Origin of the sequence: Mycobacterium marseillense (assembly GCF_010731675.1) — a bacterium.
GTDB classification, from domain to species: domain Bacteria; phylum Actinomycetota; class Actinomycetes; order Mycobacteriales; family Mycobacteriaceae; genus Mycobacterium; species Mycobacterium marseillense.
The window spans coordinates 4,537,014-4,562,650 of sequence record NZ_AP022584.1; the positions used below are offsets into that span (position 1 = coordinate 4,537,014).

26 protein-coding genes and 4 tRNA genes are annotated in these 25,637 nt (G+C 63.4%); 9 read left to right on the plus strand and 21 right to left on the minus strand.

Going from position 1 to position 25,637, the window contains the following annotated elements:
• Positions 1-35: 35 nt before the first annotated feature.
• Genes pstC through pstB form a run of 3 tightly spaced genes read left to right on the plus strand, consistent with a single transcriptional unit; the run spans position 36 to position 2,770 of the window.
• Positions 36-1,070, plus strand: coding sequence for a phosphate ABC transporter permease subunit PstC (gene pstC, locus G6N26_RS21150; RefSeq protein ID WP_163648846.1), 1,035 nt, complete (start codon positions 36-38; stop codon positions 1,068-1,070).
• The gene (gene pstA / locus G6N26_RS21155) at positions 1,067-1,981 is read left to right on the plus strand and encodes a phosphate ABC transporter permease PstA (protein WP_067174606.1); all 915 of its coding nucleotides are present in this window, start codon (positions 1,067-1,069) and stop codon (positions 1,979-1,981) included. Before pstC ends, pstA begins: the two co-directional genes overlap by 4 nt.
• A 12-nt stretch (positions 1,982-1,993) precedes the next feature.
• Positions 1,994-2,770, plus strand: a complete 777-nt coding sequence (gene pstB / locus G6N26_RS21160) for a phosphate ABC transporter ATP-binding protein PstB (RefSeq protein WP_067174602.1) — start codon at positions 1,994-1,996, stop codon at positions 2,768-2,770.
• 25 nt (positions 2,771-2,795) lie between these two features.
• On the opposite strand, the gene phoU is transcribed toward pstB, so the two are convergent.
• From phoU to G6N26_RS21190, 5 genes are all read right to left on the minus strand, one after another.
• Positions 2,796-3,464 carry a phosphate signaling complex protein PhoU gene (phoU, locus tag G6N26_RS21165; RefSeq protein WP_067174598.1) on the minus strand — a complete coding sequence of 223 codons (669 nt, stop codon included), beginning with the start codon at positions 3,462-3,464 and terminating at the stop codon, positions 2,796-2,798.
• Positions 3,465-3,522: 58 nt separating this feature from the next.
• The gene (locus G6N26_RS21170; RefSeq protein WP_083014788.1) at positions 3,523-5,637 is read right to left on the minus strand and encodes an LCP family protein; all 2,115 of its coding nucleotides are present in this window, start codon (positions 5,635-5,637) and stop codon (positions 3,523-3,525) included.
• A gap of 210 nt (positions 5,638-5,847) precedes the next feature.
• On the minus strand, positions 5,848-6,933 hold the full coding sequence (gene dusB, locus G6N26_RS21180) for a tRNA dihydrouridine synthase DusB (protein ID WP_232067621.1): 1,086 nt from the start codon (positions 6,931-6,933) through the stop codon (positions 5,848-5,850).
• Between the two features lie 55 nt (positions 6,934-6,988).
• On the minus strand, positions 6,989-8,011 hold the full coding sequence (locus G6N26_RS21185) for an acyl-ACP desaturase (protein ID WP_067174588.1): 1,023 nt from the start codon (positions 8,009-8,011) through the stop codon (positions 6,989-6,991).
• Positions 8,012-8,164: 153 nt separating this feature from the next.
• Positions 8,165-8,779 carry a TetR/AcrR family transcriptional regulator gene (locus G6N26_RS21190; protein ID WP_095576516.1) on the minus strand — a complete coding sequence of 205 codons (615 nt, stop codon included), beginning with the start codon at positions 8,777-8,779 and terminating at the stop codon, positions 8,165-8,167.
• Positions 8,780-8,846: 67 nt separating this feature from the next.
• Between G6N26_RS21190 and G6N26_RS21195 the strand changes: the two genes are divergently transcribed.
• On the plus strand, positions 8,847-9,908 hold the full coding sequence (locus G6N26_RS21195; protein WP_083014794.1) for an oxygenase MpaB family protein: 1,062 nt from the start codon (positions 8,847-8,849) through the stop codon (positions 9,906-9,908).
• 21 nt (positions 9,909-9,929) lie between these two features.
• Here the strand turns inward: G6N26_RS21195 and G6N26_RS21200 are convergent, their stop codons facing one another.
• The 3 genes from G6N26_RS21200 to G6N26_RS21210 are packed head-to-tail and all read right to left on the minus strand — an operon-like array spanning position 9,930 to position 11,126.
• Complete coding sequence (locus G6N26_RS21200) at positions 9,930-10,133, minus strand: zinc transporter Slc39a7 (RefSeq protein WP_082991537.1); 204 nt, start codon at positions 10,131-10,133, stop codon at positions 9,930-9,932.
• Between the two features lie 44 nt (positions 10,134-10,177).
• Positions 10,178-10,585 (minus strand): ArsR/SmtB family transcription factor, encoded by a 408-nt coding sequence (locus G6N26_RS21205; RefSeq protein WP_083014797.1) that lies wholly within the window; start codon positions 10,583-10,585, stop codon positions 10,178-10,180.
• 40 nt (positions 10,586-10,625) lie between these two features.
• Positions 10,626-11,126, minus strand: a complete 501-nt coding sequence (locus G6N26_RS21210) for a nucleoside deaminase (protein ID WP_083014799.1) — start codon at positions 11,124-11,126, stop codon at positions 10,626-10,628.
• 119 nt (positions 11,127-11,245) lie between these two features.
• Between G6N26_RS21210 and G6N26_RS21215 the strand changes: the two genes are divergently transcribed.
• Positions 11,246-12,145 carry a class I SAM-dependent methyltransferase gene (locus G6N26_RS21215; RefSeq protein ID WP_083015163.1) on the plus strand — a complete coding sequence of 300 codons (900 nt, stop codon included), beginning with the start codon at positions 11,246-11,248 and terminating at the stop codon, positions 12,143-12,145.
• 285 nt (positions 12,146-12,430) lie between these two features.
• Here G6N26_RS21215 and G6N26_RS21220 read toward each other — a convergent pair whose 3' ends face one another.
• The 5 genes from G6N26_RS21220 to G6N26_RS21240 form a co-directional block, all read right to left on the minus strand.
• The gene (locus G6N26_RS21220) at positions 12,431-12,595 is read right to left on the minus strand and encodes a hypothetical protein (protein WP_163648848.1); all 165 of its coding nucleotides are present in this window, start codon (positions 12,593-12,595) and stop codon (positions 12,431-12,433) included.
• Between the two features lie 92 nt (positions 12,596-12,687).
• Positions 12,688-13,059 carry a hypothetical protein gene (locus tag G6N26_RS21225; protein ID WP_139799077.1) on the minus strand — a complete coding sequence of 124 codons (372 nt, stop codon included), beginning with the start codon at positions 13,057-13,059 and terminating at the stop codon, positions 12,688-12,690.
• Positions 13,060-13,219: 160 nt separating this feature from the next.
• Positions 13,220-14,353: a DUF262 domain-containing protein gene (locus tag G6N26_RS21230; protein WP_232067622.1), complete on the minus strand. Its 1,134-nt coding sequence runs from the start codon at positions 14,351-14,353 to the stop codon at positions 13,220-13,222.
• Complete coding sequence (locus G6N26_RS21235) at positions 14,350-15,258, minus strand: FRG domain-containing protein (RefSeq protein WP_163648850.1); 909 nt, start codon at positions 15,256-15,258, stop codon at positions 14,350-14,352. The genes G6N26_RS21230 and G6N26_RS21235 overlap by 4 nt, the downstream gene beginning before the upstream one ends.
• A 280-nt stretch (positions 15,259-15,538) precedes the next feature.
• Positions 15,539-15,614 (minus strand) — tRNA-Lys (locus tag G6N26_RS21240).
• Positions 15,615-15,738: 124 nt separating this feature from the next.
• On the opposite strand from G6N26_RS21240, the gene G6N26_RS21245 reads away from it, so the two are divergent.
• The 3 genes from G6N26_RS21245 to G6N26_RS21255 all read left to right on the plus strand — a co-directional run bounded on the left by G6N26_RS21245 (position 15,739) and on the right by G6N26_RS21255 (position 16,020).
• Positions 15,739-15,811: transfer RNA gene (locus tag G6N26_RS21245), tRNA-Glu, on the plus strand.
• A 29-nt stretch (positions 15,812-15,840) separates the two neighbouring features.
• A tRNA-Asp gene (locus G6N26_RS21250) sits at positions 15,841-15,917 on the plus strand.
• Positions 15,918-15,943: 26 nt separating this feature from the next.
• A tRNA-Phe gene (locus G6N26_RS21255) sits at positions 15,944-16,020 on the plus strand.
• Positions 16,021-16,052: 32 nt separating this feature from the next.
• On the opposite strand, the gene G6N26_RS21260 is transcribed toward G6N26_RS21255, so the two are convergent.
• The 5 genes from G6N26_RS21260 to G6N26_RS21280 form a co-directional block, all read right to left on the minus strand.
• Complete coding sequence (locus tag G6N26_RS21260; RefSeq protein ID WP_041787011.1) at positions 16,053-17,210, minus strand: tyrosine-type recombinase/integrase; 1,158 nt, start codon at positions 17,208-17,210, stop codon at positions 16,053-16,055.
• Positions 17,211-17,441 carry a helix-turn-helix transcriptional regulator gene (locus G6N26_RS26225; RefSeq protein ID WP_041787012.1) on the minus strand — a complete coding sequence of 77 codons (231 nt, stop codon included), beginning with the start codon at positions 17,439-17,441 and terminating at the stop codon, positions 17,211-17,213. It lies immediately after the preceding gene.
• A 10-nt stretch (positions 17,442-17,451) separates the two neighbouring features.
• Entirely contained in the window at positions 17,452-18,798 is a 1,347-nt protein-coding gene (locus G6N26_RS21270; protein WP_014379116.1) for a hypothetical protein, read from the minus strand.
• Positions 18,795-19,217, minus strand: a complete 423-nt coding sequence (locus G6N26_RS21275) for a hypothetical protein (RefSeq protein WP_041787013.1) — start codon at positions 19,215-19,217, stop codon at positions 18,795-18,797. The genes G6N26_RS21270 and G6N26_RS21275 overlap by 4 nt, the downstream gene beginning before the upstream one ends.
• 99 nt (positions 19,218-19,316) lie before the next feature.
• Positions 19,317-20,111: a GntR family transcriptional regulator gene (locus tag G6N26_RS21280; RefSeq protein ID WP_014379118.1), complete on the minus strand. Its 795-nt coding sequence runs from the start codon at positions 20,109-20,111 to the stop codon at positions 19,317-19,319.
• A 78-nt stretch (positions 20,112-20,189) separates the two neighbouring features.
• Between G6N26_RS21280 and G6N26_RS21285 the strand changes: the two genes are divergently transcribed.
• A complete protein-coding gene (locus G6N26_RS21285; protein WP_041787014.1) occupies positions 20,190-20,618 on the plus strand; it encodes an NUDIX hydrolase in 429 nt (142 codons plus the stop codon).
• A gap of 68 nt (positions 20,619-20,686) precedes the next feature.
• Here the strand turns inward: G6N26_RS21285 and G6N26_RS21290 are convergent, their stop codons facing one another.
• The 3 genes from G6N26_RS21290 to G6N26_RS21300 form a co-directional block, all read right to left on the minus strand.
• Complete coding sequence (locus G6N26_RS21290) at positions 20,687-21,286, minus strand: TetR family transcriptional regulator (RefSeq protein ID WP_041787015.1); 600 nt, start codon at positions 21,284-21,286, stop codon at positions 20,687-20,689.
• 156 nt (positions 21,287-21,442) lie between these two features.
• Positions 21,443-22,333: an alpha/beta fold hydrolase gene (locus G6N26_RS21295; protein WP_041787016.1), complete on the minus strand. Its 891-nt coding sequence runs from the start codon at positions 22,331-22,333 to the stop codon at positions 21,443-21,445.
• Positions 22,334-22,405: 72 nt separating this feature from the next.
• Positions 22,406-25,483, minus strand: coding sequence for an MMPL/RND family transporter (locus G6N26_RS21300; protein ID WP_014379122.1), 3,078 nt, complete (start codon positions 25,481-25,483; stop codon positions 22,406-22,408).
• Between the last annotated feature and the right edge of the window lie 154 nt (positions 25,484-25,637).

Here is a 25,637-nt window from a genome sequence, read left to right on the forward strand (position 1 = left end):
CCAAGGAGCGACAGCAGAACTGTGGCGGGATCGCAGTGACAACGCCAAACCCCATCGACGCGGGCTCGGGCGCGGTCCTCGCCGCATCGTTTCCCGAGCCGTCGACGACGCCCACCAGCCCCTGGGGCGAGGGGCGACCGCACGTCGGAGACCGGGTTTTTCGTTGGCTCGCGCGGGCCTCGGGCGTGCTGATCATCGGCGTGATCGCCGCGATCGCCGTGTTCCTGCTCGGGCGCGCGGCACCGGCGCTGCAGCGCAATCGCGAGAACTTCTTCAGCTACGGCGGTAACTGGGTCACCACCGACCCGTCGGCGATGCATTTCGGGATCGCCAGCCTGCTGCCGGTCACGGTCTTCGTGTCACTGTTCGCGTTGACGTTGGCCATGCCGGTCGCGCTGGGCGTCGCGCTGTTTATCACGCAGTACGCACCCCGGCGGGTCGCGACACCGCTGGCCTATGCGGTCGATCTGCTGGCCGCGGTTCCCTCGATCATCTACGGCGCCTGGGGTCTGTATGTGTTGGCGCCGCAACTGCGGCCCCTCGCCACGTGGCTCAACCGCTCCATGGGCTGGTGCTTCCTGTTCGCCAACGGCAACGCGTCGGCCGCCGGCGGCGGCACCATCTTCACCGGCGGCATCGTCTTGGCCGTGATGATCCTGCCGATCATCACCGCCGTCACCCGCGAAGTGTTCGTCCAGACACCGCAGGACCAGATCGAAGCCGTGCTGGCCCTCGGCGCCACCCGGTGGGAAGCGGTCAAGATCGTCACGCTGCCGTTCGGGCGGTCCGGCTACATCAGCGGCGGGATGCTGGGCCTGGGCCGCGCGCTGGGCGAGACGGTCGCGCTGCTGATCGTCTTGCGGGGCACCCAGTCGGCGTTCGGCTGGTCGCTTTTCGACGGGGGCTCCACCTTCGCCACCACGATCGCGGGCGCCGCGGGGGAATTCGACGACCGATTCAAGTCGGGCGCATACATCGCCGCGGGCCTGACGCTCTTTGCGCTCACGTTCCTGGTCGACGCCCTGGCCCGGGGCGCCGTCGCCGGGGCCGGCCGAAAGGCCGCGCGATGACGTCGATGTTGGACCGACCCCTCAAGTCTCGGACGTTCTCGCCGCTGTCCTGGCGCCGCCGCACCGCGAATCGTGTTGCGACCGTGCTGGTTTCATTGGCGCTGCTGGTGGCCGTGGCGCCGCTGGTGATGGTGCTGTGGTCGGTGACCGTCAAGGGATTCAAGGCGATCATCTCAACCGTATGGTGGTCGCACTCGCAAGCCGGGATGACGGCATTCGTGACCGGCGGTGGCGCCTATCACGCGCTCGTCGGCACCGTGCTGCAGGGATTGGTGTGCGCCGTCATCTCCATCCCGATCGGTCTGATGGTCGCGATCTATCTGGTCGAATACGGCGGCGGCACCGCGTTGGGCCGGTTGGCCTCGTTCATGGTGGACATCCTGAGCGGGGTGCCCTCGATCGTGGCGGCGTTGTTCGTCTATGCGTTGTGGGTGGCCACGCTGGGCCTGCCGCGCTCGGAGTTCGCGGTGTCACTGGCGCTGGTGTTGCTGATGCTGCCGGTGATCGTGCGCGCGACCGAGGAAATGCTGCGGATCGTTCCGGTCGATCTCCGCGAGGCCAGTTATGCGCTGGGCATCACCAAGTGGAAGACCATCGTCCGGGTGGTCATTCCCACCGGACTGTCCGGCATCGTCACCGGGATCTTGCTGGCGATGGCCCGAGTGATGGGGGAGACGGCGCCGCTGCTGATCCTCGTCGGCTATGCCCAGTCGATGAACTTCAACATCTTCAGCGACTTCATGGGCACGCTGCCAGGCATGATGTACAACCAGACATCGGTCGGCGCGGGCCTCAACCCCATCCCCACGGATCGGTTGTGGGGCGCCGCGTTAACCCTCATCCTGGTGATCGCCGCGATCAATATCGTGGCTCGAGTGATAGCGAAATTCCTTGGCGCCAGAAAGTCATAGGCAGGAGCAGTAGTGGCCAAACGGTTGGACCTCAAGGGCGTCAACATCTACTACGGAACGTTTCACGCCGTCGCGGAGGTGACGCTGACGGTGTTGCCGCGCAGCGTCACTGCGTTCATCGGTCCGTCGGGTTGCGGCAAGACGACGGTGCTGCGCACCCTCAACCGCATGCATGAGGTGGTGCCCGGCGGGCGTGTCGAAGGCAGCGTGCTGCTCGACGACGAGGACATCTACGGCGCCGGTGTCGACCCGGTCGGGGTGCGCCGGGCCATCGGCATGGTCTTCCAGCGTCCGAACCCGTTTCCCGCCATGTCAATTCGCGACAACGTGGTCGCCGGCCTGAAACTGCAAGGGATGCGCAATCGCAAGGTGCTCGATGAGACGGCCGAGTACTCGCTGCGCGGGGCGAACCTGTGGGACGAGGTCAAGGATCGGTTGGACCGGCCCGGCGGTGGTCTGTCCGGCGGGCAGCAGCAGCGGCTGTGCATCGCCAGGGCCATCGCCGTACAGCCCGACGTGCTCCTCATGGACGAGCCCTGCTCGGCGCTGGACCCGATCTCGACGATGGCCATCGAAGAGCTGATCAGCGAACTGAAGCAGGACTACACGATCGTCATCGTCACCCACAACATGCAGCAGGCCGCCCGGGTCAGCGACTACACCGCGTTTTTCAACCTGGAAGCCGTCGGGAAGCCGGGGCGGCTGATCGAGGTCGACGACACCGAGAAGATCTTCTCCAATCCGAATCAAAAGGCGACGGAGGACTATATCTCCGGCCGCTTCGGCTAGTCGGGCGAGCCGACCTGACCCGCGACTACTGCGAGGGCGGCTTCGCCTCTTCCTCCGGCAGTCTGCCGGTCGCCTGGAAGATGACGCGCCGGGCGACCTCGACGGCGTGGTCGGCGAAACGCTCGTAGAAGCGGCCCAGCAACGTCACGTCGACCGCCGCCGCCACGCCGTGCTTCCATTCGCGGTCCATGAGCACCGAGAACAGGTGTCGGTGCAGATCGTCCATCGCGTCGTCTTCTTCGCGGATCCGGGCCGCCTTCTCCGGGTCGCGCGACAACACCACCTCTTGGGCGCTGTTTCCCAATTCGACTGCGATGCTGCCCATTTCGGCGAAGTAGCCGTTGACCTCTTCGGGCAGCGCGTGCTGGGGGTGACGGCGACGAGCGATCTTGGCGACGTGCAACGCCAGCGCGCCCATGCGGTCGATGTCGGCCACCATCTGAATGGCACTCACGATCGACCTCAGATCACCGGCCACCGGCGCCTGCAAGGCCAGCAGCACAAAGGCGCTTTCCTCGGCGCGCGCACTCATCGCGGCGATCGCTTCGTGGTCGGAGATCACTTGCTCGGCCAGCACCAAGTCGGCTTGGAGCAGGGCTTGGGTGGCCCGCTCCATGGCGATTCCTGCCAAGCCGCACATCTCGCCGAGCCGCTCGGATAACTCCGAGAGTTGCTCGTGGTAGGCGGTTCGCATGTCGTCAAGGATACGTTCCCCGCGTCCGCGACAGGCCGCGGAGCGCCGTCAAAACGGCTTATTCGCAGGTGGTGTCGGCCGCGTTGGTGACGGCCAGGTCCTCGGGAAGCTTGGCCGGTGCGTTGCTCGAGCCGCGTTCGATCTGCAAACTCATCGACGAGCCGCTCGGTGAGGGAGCGGTGACCGACTTGAAATCCGGGCCCAGCACCACCTGTACGACCTGCCCGTAGCCGGAAACCCGCTGGACCTTGGCGTTGGCGAACGAGGACGCCACGGTGGCCGCGGCCTCTTCGTTGCCGGGCGAGAACAGCACCGTCGTCGCGGTCACCGAACTCGGGTAATCGTCGGGCGCCATCACGTTGAAGCCGTCCCGTTTGAGCTGGGTGGTCGCGGTCGCCGCCAGGCCGGTCTGGGTGGTGGCGTTGGAAACCCGCACGGTCACACCGCCGGGCGAGGTCGTCGTGACCTGTTGGTGTTGAGCCTCGGGCGTGGGGGACGGTTTCCTGGTGGTGGGGGCCTTCGACGCGCCCGTCGTCGTGCCCGAGGCGGACGAGGCGCTCAAATTCTTTGCGTTCTGGTCGTTTTCCTCCGGCAGCGGGTCGTCGTTGATGATGGCGTCGAACAGCGCCCGCATGTCGGACATGCGCGGCGGTTCGTCGCCGTTCTGGTCGGTGACGCCGGTCGGCACCGTCACGAACGTGACGTGGCCGGCCGCCATCCCCTGCAACGACTGACCGAGCTGCACCAGGTCCTTGGACTTCACGTTGTCGACGACGGTGTCGCTGATGAACATGTTGACGACGTTGTTGAGCTTGTTGAGGTCAAGCAGCGTGTCCGCCGAGATCAACGACCTCAGCAGCGACGACAAGAACAGCTGCTGGCGTTTGATACGCCCGTAGTCCCCGTTGAGTTCCGTGGTGACCTGGCGGGCCCGCACGTAATTCAATGCGGTGGAACCGTCGAGCATTTGGCGCCCGCTGTGTTCCAGCACGGTGCCCAGCTCGTAGTCGTGCAGCGAGGTGCTCGAGCACACCTCGACGCCGCCGAGGGCATCGACCATTTTCGCGAACCCGGAGAAGTCGACGGCGATGAAGCGGTTGATGCTCAAACCGGACAGCTTCTGGATTTCCTTCACCAGACACTTCGGACCGCCGAAGGCGAACGCCGAGTTCAGTTTGGTCTCGGTGTAGACCATCTTCGGTCCCCACGTCTGCGTCTTCGCGTCGTAGAGCGGGCCGTACTTGCCGGTGCTGGGGTTCCAGGCCTCGCATTGCATCGGGGTGATCGCCAGGTCGCGCGGGAAGGACACCGCCACCACGCGTTTGCGGTTGGCCGGGATGTTGACCAGCATCACGGTGTCCGAACGGGCGCCGTCGGCGTCGTCGGTGTCGCCGGCGCCCATGTTGGCGTTGTCGCCGGCGCGCGAGTCGAGACCGACGATCAAGAAGTCCTCGTCGCCGTACTGTCCGTTCGCATCGCGGATGTCGTCCGAGTGCGGGTCGAGCGCGTTGATCGTGTTGAGCCGGGCGTTCTTCGACGTGCTCCACTGCCAGGCCCCGCCGGTCATCACCAGGGCCAGCACGGCGGCCAGCGCCGCTACCGAGCGGCCTGCCAGCAACATCGGGCGGCGGCGTTTGGGCTCCTCGGGGGAGGCGTCGACGGCGTCGGAAGGCCGCTCGTCGGGCTCGTCGTCGTTGGGGTAGTCGGCGGCCATGAGCTCGCGAAGCTCGGAGACCGCGTCGAACGAGTAAGCGAGGTCGTCGATCACCTCTGTTTGCTGCAGCGCGAGCGGCGGCTCGGGCCCGGGCTGGAAGGCCTCGGGGTCGGGCTCAAAAAATTCGGGCTCGGGCGGCTCGGGCTCGGGTGGCTCGACCTCCGGGGCGGCGCGCCGGTGGATGGGCCGGTCGGGGGCGCCGATCTTGGCGATCAGATCGGCGACGCTGACCCCGCCCCCGGCGTGGCTTCCGGTGTGTTCCTCTTCCTGCGGCGGGGCGGGCTCGATGGCCGCTTCCGGTTGCCATCGGTGGATGTTGTCGTCGGGCGGTGGTTCGAAGAATCGCTCCCAGGGGGCAGCGCCCAAGCTCGGCGACGGGCCCGTGGGGATCGGTTGGGCGTGAGCCTCGCCCGGTGCGTGCCGACCGTTACGAGTGGCGTCGCGCTCGCCGTCACTCATGTCCTACCGGCCTCCGAAGCTCTGATGCAGACGTCAGCGTGTCCGTGCGTCGTGGCAGCGCAGCGCCGCTGTCGTCGGCGCGGCGGCTCGTGCCATCCGTTTTCGTTGCGCCCGTGCGGCGGCGCGAAACTCATCCGCCATCCAAGCGCATGCAACAAAGCCCACATCGTACTGAGTTATCGCTCCGGAAGCGATTTCGAGCTGGTGGACTCAGCCGCCGGAGTGCATGACGTCGGCGCCGGCCGGCACGGTGCAGTCGTCGGGGTCGTCCAGCCAGCCTTCCGGGAGCACGACCCGGGCGGGTGAACCCTGCCGGCCCCGGGGCCCGCTCGCCTCATCCGGGAAGGGCACGCCGGCGTCCAACCGGTCGAGGAGGCGGTCCAGCTCGTCGAGCGTCTTGACCATCGCCAGCGCTCGGCGCAGCTCGGAGCCGGCGGGAAAGCCATGCAGGTACCAGGCGATGTGCTTGCGGATGTCGCGCATGCCCTTGTCCTCGCCGAAGTGGGCGGCCAGCAGCTGGCCGTGGCGGCGGACGATGTCGGCGACCTCGCCCAGCGTGGGCGGCGTGGGTGGCGGGCTGCCGGTGAAAGCCGCCGACAGCTCGGCGAAAAGCCAGGGCCGGCCCAGGCAGCCGCGGCCGATGACCACGCCGTCGCACCCGGTGGCGGCCATCATCGTCAGCGCGTCACTTGCGTCGTAGATGTCGCCGTTGCCGAGCACCGGGATCGTGCGCACATGCTGCTTGAGGCGGGCGATCTCGTCCCAGTCGGCGGTGCCGGAGTAGCGCTGCGCCGCCGTCCGGGCGTGCAGTGCGACCGCTGCGGCGCCCTCGCCTTCGGCGATGCGTCCGGCATCGAGGTGCGTGTGGTGCTCGTCGTCGATGCCGATGCGGAACTTGACCGTCACCGGTATCTGGGTGCCCTCGGTGGCGCGCACGGCTGCGGCGACGATCTGGCCGAAGAGCCGGCGCTTGTAGGGCAGCGCCGAGCCGCCGCCGCGCTTGGTCACCTTGGGCACCGGGCAGCCGAAATTCATGTCGATGTGATCGGCCAGCCCTTCGTCGGCGATCATCTTGGCGGCCGCGTAGGTGGTCGCGGGGTCGACGGTGTAGAGCTGCAGCGAGCGTGGCGACTCGTCGGGGGCGAACGTGGTCATGTGCATGGTGACCGGATGCCGCTCAACGAGCGCACGGGCGGTCACCATCTCGCAGACATACAGGCCGCTGACGGTGCCGACCTTGGATTGCTCCAGTTCACGGCACAGCGTCCGGAAAGCGATGTTGGTGACGCCCGCCATCGGTGCCAGGACCACCGGGCTGGCGAGCGCGATGGAACCGATGCGCACCGCTTGGTTACCGCCGGCTCATGGTCAGCGTGCCCGCGGTCTGGTGCAGTTCGGCCGCGGTGGTCCTCTTGCCGGTGCGGGCTTCTCGCTCGAGCTGGCGCCGCTTGGAGACCTCGAACTTGTCGCAGGTCGTCTCGAGTTCCTTGATCAGCAAGGCGAGGTCGTCGCGCAATGCGGCGGCTTCGCCGGTGAAGTCCTCACGCTCGAAGATGCGCCATTTCCTCAGCACGGGCATGACGACCTCGTCGAGGTGGATGCGCGGGTCGTACACGCCGCCGACGGCGATCATCACGGCCTTGCGCCGGAACTCGGGCACCTGGTAGCCGGGCATCTGGAAGTTGCGCAGCACCTTGTGCAGCGACTTCATCGCCTGGTTGGGCGCGATTTCGAACCCGGCCTCGGTGACGTCGCGGTAGAAGATCATGTGCAGGTTCTCGTCGGCCGAGATCTTGGCCAACAACTGGTCGGCGATCGTCTCGTTGCAGGCTTTTCCGGTGTTGCGGTGCGAGATCCGGGTGGCGAGCTCCTGGAACGTAACGTAGGTGACGGAGTCGAACAGGCTCTCGGCGAAGAGGTCTTCGCGAACCTGGTGGTTCTGGCCCGGGCTGAAGCCGCGGTTCACCACCTCCATGCGCAGCTTTTCCAACTCGATCGGGTCGACGGCGCGCGTGACCACCAGGTAGTCGCGCAGCGCGATCCCGTGCCGGTTCTCCTCGGCGGTCCACCGGTTGACCCACTGGCCCCACGGGCCGTCCATGCTGAAGTTCATCGCGATCTCGCGGTGATAGGACGGCAGGTTGTCCTCGGTCATCAGGTTCTGCACCATCGCCACCTGGGCGACGTCAGTCAGCTGGGACTGGCCCGGCTCCCAGTCCTGCCCACCGAGCGCATAGAAGTTCTTGCCGTCCGACCACGGGATGTAGTCGTGCGGGTTCCAGTTTTTGTGCATGCTCTCGTGCCGGTTCAGGTACTTCTCGACGGCCGGCTGAAGTTCGTGCAACAGCTGTAGGTTTGTCAGCTCGGCTGACATAGCGCCTCCAGTTATCTGTGTCGATGGGTAGCAGTCAATATATCTGTGTACTTCAGTAGCAGCAAGTTCCTCGCCGGGCGTGGCTGATAACGGTTTGACATCGCGATCAAGCCCAGTCTTACGGCTTGCCGATGCGGCCCAAATGAAAACCCGCTACTGCGACTTGCCGAGCTCACCGGCGGGGACGTACGGCGCCGCGGTGATGTAGAGCATGTTGATGCAGTAGTCGATGAACTGCTTGCGGGTCGACCCGAGTTGCCCGTGCAGGTAGGCGGTGAACAGGCTCGACAAGCCGCCGACCAGGCTGGTGGCGATCATCTTCTGCAACACCGGATCGCCGATCCGGGACAGCTTGCGCTGCAGCAAGTCGATGAAGTTGGGCATCCATTCCGCGCCCGACCGGACCAGCACCGGCTCAACCGCCGGGGCCAGCAACAGCACCCGCCCGCGGACCGGGTCATCCACCATCAGCTCGACGAAGCGTTCGACGGCCTCACGCGGGGTCGTCGCCGACGTCAGGGTGTTCATCGCCCGCGTGCAGACATCGTCATAGACCGCGCGCACGAATTCGTCACGGTCGGCGAAGCTTTCGTAGAAGTAGCGCTCGGTCAATGCGGCCTTGCGGCACACCGCGCGCACGGTCAGTGCCGGCCCCCCGGAGCCGCCGAGCAACTGCACGCCGGCGCTGATCAGGTTGTCACGGCGAAGCGCGAGGCGACTCTCCAAGGGGACACCGGTCCAGCGGCCCCGTCGTTGACCCGTCTGCACATCGCTCCTAAGCTGAAAAATGACAACGGCTGTAGTCAAAAATTCAGATACCTACAGGAATCCAATAGTGACTCAAGATACGTCCGCATCGCGCCCCCTGACCAGCGACGCAGCGCGCAGCGACGGCCCCGCCACCGCTGAGCAGTCGATATCCGCCGGACCCAACGGCGCCGCGAACGGCTGTCCCGTATCGCCGCTGGGCTACGAAGCGCCGCCCGCGCCGCTGGGGCCCGATTCCCTGACCTGGCGGTATTTCGGGGACTGGCGGGGCATGCTGCAGGGGCCGTGGGCCGGATCGATGCAGAACATGCACCCCCAACTGGGCGCGGCGGTCCTCGACCACTCCACCTTCTTCCGCGAGCGGTGGCCGCGCCTGCTGCGCTCGTTGTATCCCATCGGGGGAGTCGTCTTCGACGGTGAGCGCGCCCCGGTCACCGGTGCCGAAGTCCGCGACTACCACACCGACATCAAGGGCGTCGACGACCAGGGCCGCCGCTACCACGCCCTGAACCCCGACGTCTTCTACTGGGCGCACTCCACCTTCTTTATGGGCACCATTCACGTGGCCGAACGGTTCTGCGGCGGGATCACCGAGGCGCAGAAGCGTCAACTGTTCGACGAACACGTCGAGTGGTATCGCATGTACGGCATGAGCATGCGCCCCGTGCCGAACTCGTGGGAGGAGTTCCAGGCCTACTGGGACCACATGTGCCGCAACGTGCTGGAGAGCAACGAGGCGGCCCGCGCCGTGCTCGATCTCAGCGAGTTGCCCAAACCGCCTTTCGCGCAATGGATTCCGGACCCCCTGTGGGCCGCGCAGCGCAAACTGATGGCCCTTTTCTTCGTCTGGCTGACCGTCGGCCTGTATGACCCTCCAGTGCGGGAACTGATGGGCTACCGGTGGTCGCGACGCGACGAGTGGATGCACCGCCGCTTCGGCGACCTCGTCCGTGCGGTCTTCGCCGTGGTGCCGAGCAGATTCCGTAAGCACCCGCGGGCGCGTGCCGGCCTGGACCGCGCCACCGGGCGAATCCCCATCGATACCCCGCTGGTGCAAACCCCGGCGCGCAACCTGCCGCCGATTGAGGAACGTGGGGACCCCAAGCACTACTGCCCGATGGTGTCTTAAACGCCTCGGCGGCCGCCCGCGCTAGGCGTGGGCGTGACCGTGAACATCCTCCAGCCCGGCCTGGTGCACGTGCCGATGGGTGTGTTCCGTCCCGTCGGCGTGCGCGTGGGAGTGCTCGTGCTCCACGTGGTCATGCTCGTGGGACGTGTGCGGGTGGGCGTGCGTCACGTCGCCGTGCTGGTGCTCGTGCGCGTGGGGCGCGTCGTGGGTGTGCTCGTCGCTCATCGGTGATGTCTCCTTGCGTGGAATGGGTTGTGCTTCCGGCTCACTCAGCGGCTGCTGCCGCGTTGTCGGTTCGGTGTGGGTGACGATTCGGCTACTGCCTTTAACCCGCTGTCGCCGCGGTGGTGACCGGGGACCCCGGGGCCGGCGTGCTCGGCATTGAATACGGCGTCGATGACGAGCTGGCGGACGTGCTCGTTCTCCAGGCTGTAGAAGATCGTGGTGCCCTCCCGGCGGGTGCGGACCAGACGTGCCATCCGCAACTTCGCGAGGTGCTGGGAAACCGAGGGCGCCGGCTTGCCCACGTGCTCGGCGAGTTCGTTGACCGACATCTCGTGATCGGTCAGCGACCAGAGCACCTGCACGCGGGTGGCATCGGCCAGCATCCGGAAGACCTCGACTACCAGGCTCGCCTGGTCGTCGGGAAGACGCCCTTTGCTATTACCTGCATGCATACGCAAATACTAGCGAAAGGCGCCAGGCCTGCCAAGCGGCTCAGGCCGGCGGGACGATCGTCGTCTGGCGCCGGCCGCCATTGCGCTCGTTCCACAGCCGGTAGACCTCTATCGCATCCTCGCGCGGGTCATACCGCATCGGCAGGCGTCGCTCGTCCCAGTCCTTCGCGAATTCGTCGTAGAACGTGGACAACTCGAAGTACTTGCGGTCATCGGCGTAGTACTGCTCGTAGCTGTCGCGGGTGGTCAGGAACACGACCTCCCGGGGCGAGCAGTAATACAGCGAGCCCAGGCACATCGGGCACGGGTGGGCCAGCACGTAGATCGTGCTGTCGACGAGGTGCTCGATGCCCAGCTTCATACAGGCCTCGCGGATGGCGAGGATTTCGGCGTGGGCGGTGGGATCGCTCGTCTGAGCCACCTGGTTGGCGCTCTCGGCGAGCACCTGGCCGTCCTTGACGATCACCGTGGCGAACGGCCGGCCGCCGTCGGCCACGTTGCGACGAGCCAGTTCGATCGTTCGATGAGCGAAGTCGGTCACGGGTCCTCCGGCGGCGAACGGCAGTAGATACGTCGGAGAGTAGCCCCGTCGGCTGGGATTCGATCCTGTGATATTAACTAGATTATCTATCTTTTTTGGACCCGGTTGAAGGAGCCAGCATGGCGCGCAGCGAACGTGATCGTTGGGACCTGGCGACCAGCGTCGGGGCGACGGCGACCATGGTGGCCGCCCAGCGGGCGCTGTCCTCCGACGCGAAGTTGATCGACGACCCGTACGCCGCCCCGCTGGTGCGGGCCGTCGGGATCGACGTCTACGTCCGGCTGGTGAACGGCGAAATCGCGACCGGCGGGAACGCGGAGTTCGATCCGCAGCGGATGGCGCAGGGGATGGCCTGCCGAACCCGCTTCTACGACCAGTTCTTTCTGGATGCCACCCGCAGCGGGATCGGCCAGGTGGTGATCCTCGCGTCGGGCCTGGATTCCCGCGCCTACCGGCTGCCCTGGCCGGCCGGGACCGTCGTCTACGAGGTCGACATGCCGGAGGTCATCGAATTCAAGACCCTGACGCTGGGCGATCTGGGTGCCGAGCCGACCGCCGAACGGCGCACGGTCGCCATCGATCTGCGCGACGATTGGGCCTCGGCCTTGCAGGCCGCGGGATTCGATCCCCAGGCCCCCTCCGCGTGGAGCGCCGAGGGCCTGGTGGTCTATCTGCCGGACGAAGCGCAGGATGCGCTGTTCGACAACGTCACCTCGCTGGGCGCCCCCGGCAGCCGTCTCGCTTTTGAATTCGTGCCCGACACTGCCGTTTTCGCCGACCCGCGGTGGCGTGCGCACCACGACCGGATGAGCGAACTCGGCTTCGAGATCGACTTCAACGACCTCGTCTATCACGGCCAGCGCAGCCACATCGTCGACCATCTGAACGAGCGCGGCTGGCAGACCTCCTCGACAACGGTCGCGGAGCTGCACGCGGCGAACGGCTTCGTCTACGCCGACGACGACGTCGCCGCCGCTTTCGCCGATGTGACGTACTGCAGCGCAGTGCTCGGCCGATGAGCCGACATCAACTGCGCGGTCGGCCAGGCGATGCGCGGTGTGGTCGTCACAGCCGCTCTGGTCCTGCCTGAGCTAGCGACTTTTAATCCGCAGGTCCTAGGTTCGGGAGTCCTAGTGGGGGCAGACCGGCACGGGCCTGCTCCTCCCAGCCCTGGGAGGAGGCCGCAAAGGCAAGCACACGCGGCGCAAGCGGGCTCAGGTTCAAGCACATGTTCCGGCGCGTGAAGCCCGAGCCGTTCTGCAACGCACGCTGTCCCTGTTTGCGGGATGCAGTTAGTGGAAGGCCTATTTGTTCTGGCTTGTTTGTTGAGTCTTCAGCCGCATATCGGCGGCTTGGCGCTTCTTTCGCTGCTCATCCTGCTTTGCGCGCTGCTTTTTCTGATCCTCCGCATAGCGGACTTCGCTCACTGGCTGCTGAAGGGGCGACTGAGGCGGCTGGTCGATGGGCACTTTGTCTCCAAAAATTCGCGTGGCGGCTAGCCCGTTCAAGCGTACAGCGCACGAGGCCCGCGGACACAAAATCCGAGACCTTCGCCATGCGACTAGCGACCGCGCCATCTTGCCTGTTCAAGTTTGTTGGTTATGAACGTAAATGGCTTATCGTTCTCGTCGAGTGCGGCTAGTTCGCTCGCTGTGACAGGTCTGACGTCCGACCATTCCTTCAATGGCTCATTGAAGTCTTGTTGAAACGCCTCGCGGTGGACTTGAAGTTCTCCGTCGGCCTTCAGAAAGAGGCGTCTGGTTTCGCTCTGCCATTCTGCCGGATGTCCCGGGACCGCTGGCTCTGGGTCATCCCACCTGCTCTCGTGCAGCGTATGGATGAACCACCCCTGAACTTCTGGTGGGCCGGACCGCGCGCTTAGTTCGCGCGCGACTTCCTTCGCGAGCTGTAGCACAACGTCATACGCGTTCACCCGCAAGAGCATAGCTACTCAGGGCTGGTGAGCGGGGGAAGTTCACTGAACGACGGAGGAACTGACGCCACCGGAGGTTGGGTGCGGGACGGTCCAAACCAGTACGGCACGGCCGCGGTGGCACTCCAGCGACGCAACGTTTTGAAGGATTAAACACCTCTCAAAGATCGAACAGCGTTCGCCCGATCGGAAGCAATGTGGATATCCGATCTTCGCTACTGCGCCCTGTTGCGAAGTTCGGCGGGATGAGATCGGTTGTCCACACAACTTTGACTGCTTCTTCCACCTCAATCGTGGGAGTGTGCCCCCGAGCTATGTGGTAGCCGAGTCCAAGAGCGATGACCTCGAAAGCAGTATTCGAGAATCCGCCGGAATACTTGTTTTTTTCGGGCACCCAACGCCTGAACGCATCTTCAGCCGGACCAGCTGCAATCTTCGAAAAGGTACGTACGAAAGTATGTTCAAGCGGTTCCCGCCGTTCCATGAAGTTTTCTGCTAATACCATCGTCTCATCGTCCAGGAACGATGAGAAATTCCTCAATTCTCGTGGACGGAAGTTCTCACGGTTATGTAAAATTAGAAATCTAAGCGCTAATTCGAAGTTGTATTGCTCTTGCATCTGACGATCTGTCAATGGTGTGCAAAGCTTGAAGGAATCAAGGTTCACCAAGTCCGTAAGCCAGCGCAGTAGATGGGGATTGACTGAAACGATCAGTGCGCCACGAATTTCTTGCGCGGTCAGCGGAGATCCAAAGCTGTTCAACCGTTGAAACAAGTCGTATTTTGCACGGGCTGTTGATTCGCGTTTAATGATCTGGACGTCGATCCGTGCGCGCCGAATATCCCGCTTTTCGACTGGCCCTAGGGCATCGTCACCCGGCAGCACAGCTTCCCATACTTTTCCTTCCAGCGCCGAAAGGTAATTCGTAGCCCTAAGTTGTAGCTGCGGTTGTTTGACTCCTTCAGGTGATTTGAGTAAGCCCTGCAGCTGCAATAGGGTGCTTACCCGCTGAAGCCCGTCGATGAGTTCCCACCGACCATCAGTCGTAGTCGATACAAAAATCGAGGGTACCGGTATCCCTAGAAGTATGCTCTCAACAAGGCTGGATTTTTGCGTCTCGTCCCAACGAAATAGTCGCTGGAACTCGGGCTGAATTATCAAGTCTCCGTCGGCATACATAGTAGTTAGTTCACCCACCGACATGGAGAGCATCTCCGTGAAGATCTCACGGCGCCGCAGGGTGATTTGTTGCTCTAGGAGCGACTCGCTAGCACTGTCCGTCTCGTCGATCATTCCCACCCCTCCATGATAGATATTTCCTCCGAGAGGCTTTCGAGATCAGGGAAGACCATGGATCTCTGGATCCCGACTGAATGTAATTCGGCAGCGAGACCTGATCGATCACCGGTATATACGTATTTAACGAGGAGTGGTTCTTCGGGATATCGATCATGAGCAATCGCTTCCATCGAATCTGTAAGCGAACCTGCAATAGTGAATGTGCCTCTCTGTGCGACAATTCGAGGGCTATTGTGGATTCCGTAAAGCGCTATTGGTTGCCTGTTTCGTCTCGCCGCCGCAAGGTCTTCGGCGGTTGACCGCGGTTCCCAGTTCTTGATTTCTGGATCCGATGTCGTGAGAATGCCGAGGTCGGCATCTATATGCTCCAAGACGCGACCGTTCCAGGCGACTGGATCCAAAGTCCAGAGCGCAGGTCGGCCATCACCTGCCGCTTCCTGCTCTTCGGAAGAGGTGTAAGGCTGCGACGCGAAATATGCTGCTACAAAGAGATTCTCAGTCCAATCAAGCAGTCGGGTAGGGGCACCGTAGTGCTGCATCGAGAAGAGTAATGACCAATCGTCTCTCGGGTAGCCCGGGATCCAGAAAGGCATGCTTCGTTCGGCGAACCTGGCAAGCAATCGCGCTTCTCTTCGGCGAACGGCTTCGGCATCGTGCGCCTCGCGATGGAGCTTGGGAACGAGTCCGTAATGCTCGCTTTTGGTGCCGCGGAACCAGACAAGGCCGCTAGATGGCTGTTTGGGCTGCACGCCGTTGGGCTGATGCTCAGGGGGACCCACTTCGCCCTTTTTGGGCGGCTCAATCTCGGCCTCGGCAGCCGGAGGAAGCGTACTGGCGAGCCTTTGCTCGATGACCAGCGCTACTAATTCGCTTAGCGCTGCGAACTCTATGTCCGCCACGCGATAACCCCCTCTCAGCCGCAACGAGCAGACGGCGGAGGTTTCAGACTACTGGGCCGAGTGGGGCCCGAGATGAAGAAACTCACTTGGGGTCCACGCTTCTGGGCATCTGGCCGACGGCTTGGAAGCTTACGCCGGCTTCGGACTCTTGCACGATCCTTCCTGAGTAACAGAAAACCGTATACACCGGTGTGTACGTGGTGTGGACGTAGGGGGCCAGCGCGCGTTCGGTGGTGTAACGCCGCTGACCTCATACAACGCCCTGATTTGGACGTTTGCGTGGTGCCCCCACTAGGACTCGAACCTAGGACCTGCGGATTAAAAGTCCGTAGCTCTACCAACTGAGCTATAGGGGCCGCGGAGATTCAGGATACTTGGACCGAAAACCCGGCTCGTTTGAGGATTGGGCACACCGTGACCTAAGCTGACGTGGCTCCCAACGAAACCACGTTGCGAGTACCCCGGAGTGATTCGGTTCTGGCCCCCATCGTCTAGTGGCCTAGGACGCCGCCCTTTCACGGCGGTAGCACGGGTTCGAATCCCGTTGGGGGTACGCGACGCGGTGACGCGGAGCAGCAGCAAGGCCCTGTGGCGCAGTTGGTTAGCGCGCCGCCCTGTCACGGCGGAGGTCGCGGGTTCGAGTCCCGTCAGGGTCGCCAGCGCGGCGAGGCACTCGCTGCCTTCCGGCCAGGTAGCTCAGTCGGTACGAGCGTCCGCCTGAAAAGCGGAAGGTCGGCGGTTCGATCCCGCCCCTGGCCACCAGTCTTGAACTGCACGGACGCGGTGACAGCACTCTATGGATATTTCGGTGTGTCCGGTTCCTGTCCGTTCGCCTGGTCTTTGGCGACGTCATTGAGCCGGTCGAGATTCGTAGCGACGTGGTCGAGTTCGTCTGAGTAGAGGTCGCTGTAGATGTTGGCGGTGACAGTCGGCGTCGAGTGCCCCATGGTCTTCTGGACGTAGCGGAGGTCGGCCCCGGATTTGCGGGCGAGGCTCGCGTAGGTGTGGCGCAGGTCGTGGATCGTCAACGGCGCCAAGCCGGTTTGCTTGAGGGCTTTGTTCCAGTGGGTGTGTCTGCGCCAGTTGTTTGATCTGAGAAAGCCGCCGTTTGGTGAAGTGATCGCTTGTTCTTTAGGTGAGCGGTTTTCGATTCGTGGCTCGAGCGCGTCGATGACGATTTGGGGGAGTGGGACGGTTCGGACGGCGGCGCGAGTTTTCGGTGGCCCGACGATAATTCGGCCCTCCACGTCCGGGGCGGCTTGGCGGACGTAGAGGCGGCGTGCTTTGAGGTCGATGTCGCCGACGCGCAGGCCGACGAGTTCGGACCAGCGCAGACCGGTAAAGGCCAGGATTGTGACGATGTCGCCTTGGCCGCCGCAGGCGGTTGCTAGGGCGGCGACTTCCGTAGCGGAGAGGTAGCGGTGACGTTCCCGCGCCGGCATCCGACCGGATGACACACCTTGGGCCGGGTTGATGTGAATTCGGCCGTCCTCGCGAGCCATGTCGAGAATCGAGCGCAGCAGCCGGAGCGTGGCGAGTCTGGCCCACGGGCCCACGGTGAGGCCGCCGATGAACTGCTGCACATCCTTCCGGCTGACCTCGTCGACCGGGACATGGCCGAAGCGCGGGCTGATACGCAGTTCCCAATGCTGCACGTAGCCGCTCCACGTCTTGGGGGAAACGGCCGGCTGCTTCGACGCGCTGTATTGCGTCCAGATAGCGGAGAGGCTGGCGCGGCCAAGTCTGGGGTCGAATCGTCGGGCGCCGATCGCCGACTCGCCGTCGCGATCCGCCTTGAACGCGCGCGCTTCCCGCATGGTGGCAAACGTCGATGATGTCTCGACCCATCCTGACGGGGAGTTTGGATCGCGCACCAGGTAGCGCACTTGGTAGCGCGCCTGGCCGGCTGAATTGGTCCGCTTTCGGATGCCGCGCGGTACTGATCCGGCCACTTAGCGGTGCACCTGCTTGAGCCACGCGCGGACTTCCGCTGCGTCCCAACGTCTTACGCGATCAGATAGCGTGTAGCAGGGCGGCCCCACATCTGCGCCGTGTTCCCGTAGCGCGCCCCATCGGCTCACGGTGGCAGTGGACACGCCAAGCAGCTCCGCCACCTGTTCCGCTGTCAGAAGCTCTGGAAAGGTCGCTATCTTGGTGGTGGCGTTGATGCCAAGAGTTGCCATGCCGCTGTCCTCAGTTCTCTGCGGGACCAGTAGATCTTTGGCTCTTGAACCCGTATTCTTGTGCAACAGAACGGATTAACGAATCTGGCCAGTAGTCGGCACGTACTCGCATCGTTGATCCGTCTTCTGCGATGACGTATCCGGTCCCAGGTTCACTCGGGTTGATGCGGTGCGCGGGTGCGGCATCAGCGAGGCCATCACCCAGAACCATCGCGACTTCGTCGCGTGAACGCAGCCGCAATGCAACGGTCTGGGTGAACAACCCGCGCATGGGCAGAATCTCCTTGCGGGGGTCCTGCATGAAGGCGGTGGCCACGAGGCCTACGGCCCTGCCCTTTGTCAGGATGCGTGAGAGCGAGGCTGCAACTTGCTTCTTGAGGGCGACGTCTGTCATGTAAGCGGTCAAGCCCGCCAATTCATCGATGAGCAGCACCACGAGCGGTTCGGCGGTGCTCGGTGTGTGCGAACGCGCTTGGCCGGCCATCCTGCGGCCACGGCAATCCAGCAGCTCCTCCAACTTGTTGAGCAGGCTCGCGGCCTCGACCTCGGTCGTCGCGATCTTGCTGAATAGGGCGGAGCCGACTGACACTTCGATCCCGTACTTGAGGTCGACGGCGAAAAGCCGCACGGTTCCTGACCTGATGGCCGGGCCTAAGCCGCCTGCAATGCCCCAAAAAATGGAGCCCTTGCCCGCTCCTGAGCACCCGACAGTGAGGGTGTGGAGGCCAGCGACGCGGAGAATCCAAGCCGAGCCGTTCTCCCGTCGGCCAATCTTAACGGCAGTTGCCTCGGTGCAGGCTGGCCGTCTAGCAGTCTTGATGGCCGACAGCTGTTGTCGCATAACAAATTCCATGCGAACCGTCCCGGGTGCTACCACCGTGGAACGGGCGGAATGTGCCCCGACAGCGTCGCGGATCGCGGGGACCGCGTTTTCGAGGTCATCGACTGTCTGGCCCGTTCGTGTGCGGACGGTCATGTGCAGGCAGTGATCGGAGATGCTCACCCCGAGAAGGCGAGGGTGGGTCCAGACTGTCTTCGTCGTGGTCTTGCCCTGCGAGTCCGTACGTGCGACGCGCTCGGAAGTCGACAGCCCGCAGGCCTTGGCAACTCGCGGCCAAGAGGTCAACGCCCATAGCAGCCATCGGATCCGCCGCGCAGGGGTTGCGACATAGCGCCCAAATGTGGCGGGCGAACGCAGTCTCCAAACGACGAGCGAAAGGGTGACCACGCCGGTCACCGCGGTGAGCCATGTGGCGCCGACCGTCAGTAGGTGCGTGAGGTCAAAGAGGTCCGTCCCGGCGTCGGGATCTGGAATCGAATACGGATCGCTAGGTACTACGGGGTCGTACGGACTCATGCTGACGCCCGGTCTGCCGCTGAGGACCCCGCCTTGCCAGTGTCCGCGGTCATGCTCGAGGCCCGAAACGACCACGCAATGCGGCCGGATTCGCTCGAACGGTCCACGTACGGCAACACGCACAACTCTTCGAAAATCACTGGTGTAAAAGGCATTCCGGCAGTGTTCTGTGGGCACACAGGCTGCTTGGGCGTTGCGAACTTGACGGTCAGGGTGCGTGCCCGCTTGCTCGCGGCCGGATCACCGTCGAGGACTTCCACCTGCCACAACGGCAGGCCTGATTCTCGATCAGTCGCCTGAACCTTGTTGTCTTTCGTTGACCGCTCGTAATCGATCACCGGCGTCACATCTGACACCACGAACGCTTTGTGTGGGAAAACCTGCTGGTGGGACAGCTTGAGCCACTTCGGCACAGACACTTTGTCGACCTTTCGTAGAACTGCTCTAGACAAGTTGAGGGTACATAGTCGTCTAGAGGAGTGCAACGGGCGACGCGTGATTCGTGTGAGACTTTGCGCTCAGCGGGCCGGGAACTCGTATTCGAGCAGGTAGGCGGAGGCCACCTTCACGGTGTCGCAGACCTCCACCGCCACGTCATCGGTGTCGTAAGCGGTTCGCAACACCGTAAGCACCGGAACTCCTGAGTCAAGCTCCAGCTGCCGCCGTTCTTCAGGAGTGGGCATCCGAGCGGCGACTTCTTCAGTGAAGCGAGCAAGCACATGACCGTGCTCTTCTAAGCGCGCGTAGATACCACCGGGTCCGGTATCCAGCTGCTCGATCCTCGTGCCTTCGGCAAATGCCGCCGGAATGTACGAGACGGCCGTCTCGACGGGTCGCCCATTCGCCAGGTAACGCCTCGATCTCACGACAATGTCATCGCCGTCTGAAACTCGAAGGCGCTCAGCCACAAACGAATTCGGCCTCTCTCGGCTCACAACGATGTTGTCCACCTGCGGCGCGAAATCGGATTTCTCCGCCTCGACGGTAAATGCAGCCTTGCCCTCGGCGCGGTGCTGTCGTGCGAATCGATCAGACGCTAGTCTGCGGATTCGAGGTTCCGGGCGGACGAACACCCCGCGGCCGTGTTGTGAGATGACCAATCCGTCGGAACGAAGCTCCTGCACCGCTTGTCTTACAGTCATGCGCGCTACACCGAAATGTTCGATCAGTTCCGCCTCGGACGGCAGTCGCTCCCCGGGTGCGAGCCGATTGGAACTGATCGCCTCTCGCAGTATGCCCGCGATTTGCCGATATGGCGGTTTGTCATCGCCTCGATCGATTTGTCCAAGTTGCAGCACCCGCGAGCCTTCCATTACATGTCTAGACGACTAGTCTAGGAAGCCAGTCAACCCGTGTCACCTCCGACGGCATCGAACAATGGAGACCGAACGATGGGAACCACTCCTAAACACTCAGTCAGTGTCGCCGGCATCGTCGTACGTGGCGATGATCGCATTCTCGTGATCCGGCGAGATGACAACGGCCACTGGGAAGCCCCCGGTGGCGTACTCGAACTGGACGAATCCTTCGAGGATGGTGTGCGGCGGGAAGTCCTCGAGGAAACTGGATTGAAGGTCACGGTGCAACGTCTTACCGGCGTCTACAAGAACCTCAAGCAGGGGATTGTCGCGTTGGTCTACCGCTGCAGTCCTGCCGCTGGCGACACGCACCCGACTGCCGAAGCCCGGGAAGTCCGTTGGATGGCGAAAGAAGAAGTTCAGTCTGAGATGAGCCCTGCTTTCGCCGTGCGCGTTCTGGACGCATTCGACGAATATCCGCACTCGCGTGCCCACGATGGAGCCAACGTTCTTTCAGAGTAGAGACTGTGACGGGGCCACATTGCGTTTAGCCGGCCAACCGTATGCCCCGAGTTCAAAGCGGTCTACTTTCAATCGAATCCAGCCAACGTGACTCTCAAAGCTTCTTTCAACTGAACGTGCAGCGGTGGCTTCGTTTCAGTGTCTGAGCTCAGCCAGCGCCGAAGTATGAATTGTGCGGTGGCCAAACCCGTGTGGACCAGCAGCGAGGGACGGATGTCGGATGCCGCATCGACGCCCATCCTTGTGGCGACGAGTTCGACGAGCTTGCGGTCATCGTTGTCGCTGATCAGTACCGATTCGCTCAGTAGGTGGGGGGCGGTCAGTATGGCTCGTTGCCAGTAGTGCGGGTTCGGATTGGTTTTGTCCCAGGCGGTTTCGGCAAACAACGCGATCAGCGCCTCGGCTGCCGATTGGTCCGACGGCTGAGCGCCGTAGGCACCAACGATTTCGGCGACCGCCTGCCGCAACGGCGCGACAAGAAGGTCGTCCTTCGTAGGCGCGTAACGGAAGTAAGTACTGATGGATATCCCGGCACTGGCAGCGATGTCCTCAGTGGTCACAGCAGCAAATCCACGTTCGGCAAAAAGTTGGTGCGCGGTGCCCTGGATCTGCGAGAGCAACTCGGCACGGCGTCGGTCCCTTAACGAGCCAGTATTTGCGGAGGGCATGACATCGCCTTCGTCAATCCGACATTCCCAGATGCTTCCTGAGTTATGGTACGAACAGTAGCGTAGCGAAACCAACAGTACTAGGGGGGTTCACTTGCTGGTCTCGCAGTGTTGGGGGCCCAGCAGGCGACGCGGGTTTCACGGGAAAAGACCGTCTCACAAAAATACGCGGCGGTCGAGGAAGTCGGTGACAGCGCTGGTGAAGGCGTCGTTGTCGTCGCCGGCAACCATATGACCTGTGCCCGTCACGTCAGTTGTTTCGGCGTGCGGGACGAGTTCGAGGAATTCGTTGACCGTTTCCTCGGAGACGACGTCTGAAAGCGCGCCCCGCACTAACAGCGTCGGGGCCGTGATTCGACGTGCTCCTTCGGCGAGAAACCCGCTGATCGCCTCGAACTCCTCGGTGTCGGTCATGAGTTCGCCTTGCAGGACATCGAAGTTGGAGCTGATGAAGGCTGGGTCCCAGCGCCAGACCCATCGACCGTCGCTACGTTGGCGCAGAACTTTGTGCAGACCGTCGAGATTTTCGGGTCGCGGTCGGCGCGGGTTGTATTCGGCGATGATGTCGGCGGCATCGGTGAGTGTGCCGAAGCCGTCGGGGTGGGCGGCCATGAACGACACGATGCGACGGGCCCCGTGGAACTCCATCCTCGGGGTGATGTCGACGAGAATAACGGCTGCCCACAGCCCGGCTGGGGCCAGCAGGTGGGTTGCCAGGATGGTTAGCCCACCCAGCGACGCGCCAACGAGGGCAGGGGGACTCTCGGTGCCGACGTGTTCTCGAACCGAGAGCAGATCGGCGACGAACTTTTCGACGTCGTATTGTCCGCTCGGGTCCCAGTCGCTGTCGCCGTGGCCGCGGGTGTCGTACGCGATGACGGTGTAGCCATGGGCGTGGAGGCGACGAGCTGTGGTGGCCCAGGCGTGGCGGTTTTGGCCGCCGCCATGGAGGAGCAACACCACGGGACCAGTCGTGGGGTGCCGGTAGCAATCCGCCACGAGAGTGATGCCGTCGCGCGTGTGGATGCGCTCCTGAGTAAGTGTCATGTAATCCGCGCCCCTTTGGGCGCAAGGTCCACGCCCGTCACGCTGCGTTGTCCCTCAGGTGACATGTCATCGTCAGCGTGCTCTGGCGCGCGGGGCCAAGGGCTTCCGTTGAGGCCACCAGCTGGCCTCACCGAGCAATGTGGCGATCGCGGGAACCGTGAGGGTGCGGACCACGAAGGTGTCCAGGAGTAGGCCGCAGCCGATGATGAGTCCGGCTTGGAGCATGATCGCGACGGACCCGACCATAAGGCCGAACATGCTGGCCGCGAAGATGAGCCCGGCCGAGGTGATGACTGAGCCGGTGTTCGCGACCGTGCGCAGCACGCCGACGCGAATGTTGTGAGCGGATTCCTCGCGTAGCCGCGAGATCAGCAGCATGTTGTAGTCGGCGCCCACCGCGACCAGGATGATGAACGCCAAAAGCGGAACGGGCCAAGCGATTTGCTTGCCCAGGCCGTATTGGAAGACCAGTGTGCCGATGCCCAGTGCGGCTGCGTAGTTGAGTACGACCGTACCGAGCAGGTAGAGCGGGGCCACCACGGCACGTAGCAGAACGACGAGGGTCAACCCGACGATGACGAGTGTGGCGATGGCCAGTAGGTGAAAGTCGGCCGACAGGAGGCGCTGGATATCGGAATTGACGGCGGGGAAGCCGGCCATCGATATCCGGGCGTGAGCCAGCGAGGTGTTGGGGCGTGCGGCATCGGCAACGTGCGTGATCTTCTGCGCGAGATCCATCGCTTCGCTGCTGTAGGGGTTGTAGCTAGATTCGATGGCGAAGCGCGCGGTCTTGCCGTCAGCGGATAGAAAGTGCTTTGCCACATCGGAGAACTGGCGATTCTCGAAGGCGTTAGCGGGAAGGTAGAAGCCGCTGGAGTTGTCCGAACCGGCGCTGGATCGCGCGGAATTCTGTAGCTGGGTGGCGATCTGACTCATGCCGGACAACATTTCGATGTTGCTGTCGGCGAGGGTGTGCACACCGGTGGCTAGGGCTTGTGCTCCCGACGCGAGCTGGCTGATGCCGTTTTGAAGGCGGCCGATGTTGCCGGCCATGTCGGCGGGATCGCCAAGCGCTCCGAAGGCCTTGTCCAGCGAAGTGACTGTGCGCTGCAGGTCTGCCACGGTGCCGCCTGCATTATTGGCATCGGGCTGGTACAAATCGCCGAGGTCGGCGAGCTGGCTGAAAAAGCCGCCATCGCGCAAAGTCACCAAGATCCGTACCTGGTCGCGGATCTGGGCACACTCGGGGGTGGTGGCACACCAGGGGGAGGTGTTGAGCGCACCGACCAGCGGGTCGATGGTGGCGATCGCTTGTTGGGCTTGTTGAGCTTCTTGGCGTAGCCCGGGCCCGGTTCGAATAGCTTGGTCGACGGTCGGTGTGGTAGCCGAAAGCTGCTGCAGCAGCTGGCGAAAGCGCTGAAATTGTGGCCCGCTGGACTGGGCTTGGGTAAGGATCCCGGTCAGCGGAGTCAGCGCCGTGCGCAGGGTGGTGTCAAGTTGCGCCAGGCCGCCCGCGAGTTGGTCGGCGCCACCGGTGAGTTTGGTGAGATCGGTCTTGTGGGCGTCTCCTTTGGCGACGGCATCGGCCATCTTGGTGCCGATCTGGCCGTTCTGCCAAGAAAGCTGTGCCTGGTCCAGTCGCGCCCCGGTAGGCCGGGTGACGCCGGAAACTTTGGTGACACCTGGCAATTGCGACACGCGAGACGCCATTTCGTCCAGGTCGGCCAGGCTTTTACCGGTGCGCATATCGGTCGGTGATTCGACGACCATGAACTGCGTGATAACGATATCTTTGCGAAAGTGCCTGTCCAGCAGATGATAACCCTCGTTGCTGGCGGTCGTTTCCGGCTGGCCTTGACGGTCGTCATAGCTCATGCGCATGGTCAGCGCCACAGCAGCTAGCCCTAACACGAGAGCCAGGCTGGCGGCCAGCAATGGGCCGGGCCGGCGGACTACGGCCACCGCGATCCAGTTCCAGTAGCGGCGTGTGCGGTCGGCTTTGGGCTCGCCGATGCCGCGTTTAGCGGCCAGCGCCAACACCGGTGGGAACAACGTCACGGTGGCCGCGACTCCGACGAAGACGGCTATCGCACACGCTGGGCCCAGCGCGCCAAAAACGCTCAGCTTTGCAAACACCATGGCCAAAAATGCAAACGCCACAGTCGCCGCGGAGGCCAGGATTACGCGCCCGATGGTGGCGGTCGCATTGATCACCGCGAGGTCGGGCGAGACCCCCTGGCGGCGTTGCTCGTGATACCGGCTGATCAAAAACACCGAATAATCGGTGCCGGCGCCCAACAGAATCGCCGTCATGAACGCGATGGTGAATTGCGACACCGGCATCCCCGCTTCGCCCAGCCCCGAGAGCACTCCGCGCCCTACCCCAAGACTGACGCCGATAACCACCAGTGGCAGCAACGCGGTAAACAATGACCTATAGATGACCAGCAAAATCAGCGCAATCAGCCCCGCGGTCACCACAGAAATGACAATCAAATCCTGCTCAGCCGAATCAATTTGATCGCTGAACGTCGCGGGAGGGCCGGTTACGCGAACCGTCGTGGACGTACCGTTAAACGACTGGGCGGCGATAGCGCGCACCACCTGGACGGATTCTGCCGCCTTCGGATCGCCGAGTGTGCCCGCCACCCCGACCGGCAGATACCATGCCTTGCCGTCCTGGCTCACCGCCTGACCGGCAGTAACCGGGTCGGCCAACAGATCCTGAACCAGTCGCACATGCTTGGAATCGGCACGCAACCGCGAAACCATCGCGTTGTAACGCTGACGCACCGGCGCAGTCAGGCCCGTCGGGTCCTCTACCGCGACGAAGACGGTTGTCTTGGATCCCTGCTCGCCGAATGCGATCCCCATCCGGTCCACGGTTTGCAGCGAGGGCGCATCAGGAGGGATGAGATTCACCGACTGCTGCTTTACGACGATCTCCAATTGCGGGAACAGCACGGCTAAGACGCCGGCAGCCACCACCCACGCGGCGATGACCAGAACCTTGTGCCGGATACTGAACCGCGCTAAGCGGGCAAGCCGGTCGCTGTAAACGCCCTCACCAGCGGTGACCTTGCGGAGTTGTTCCCGGACCGGCCGACTCAAGGTCGCCACGCCCGACGAAACCCACCCGGTATCTACCATCCCCCGTCTCCGCTACGTTGAAAGAAACTAACGGTATCGCAACAGTACTACCGGTACCCTTTCATGGTGTCGGTGAAACTGCTACCGACAGGCGTGCCCATTCCACTGCGGCGGCACCGATCGGCCCTGGCGCTCGACCTCGATGTCCTGTCGC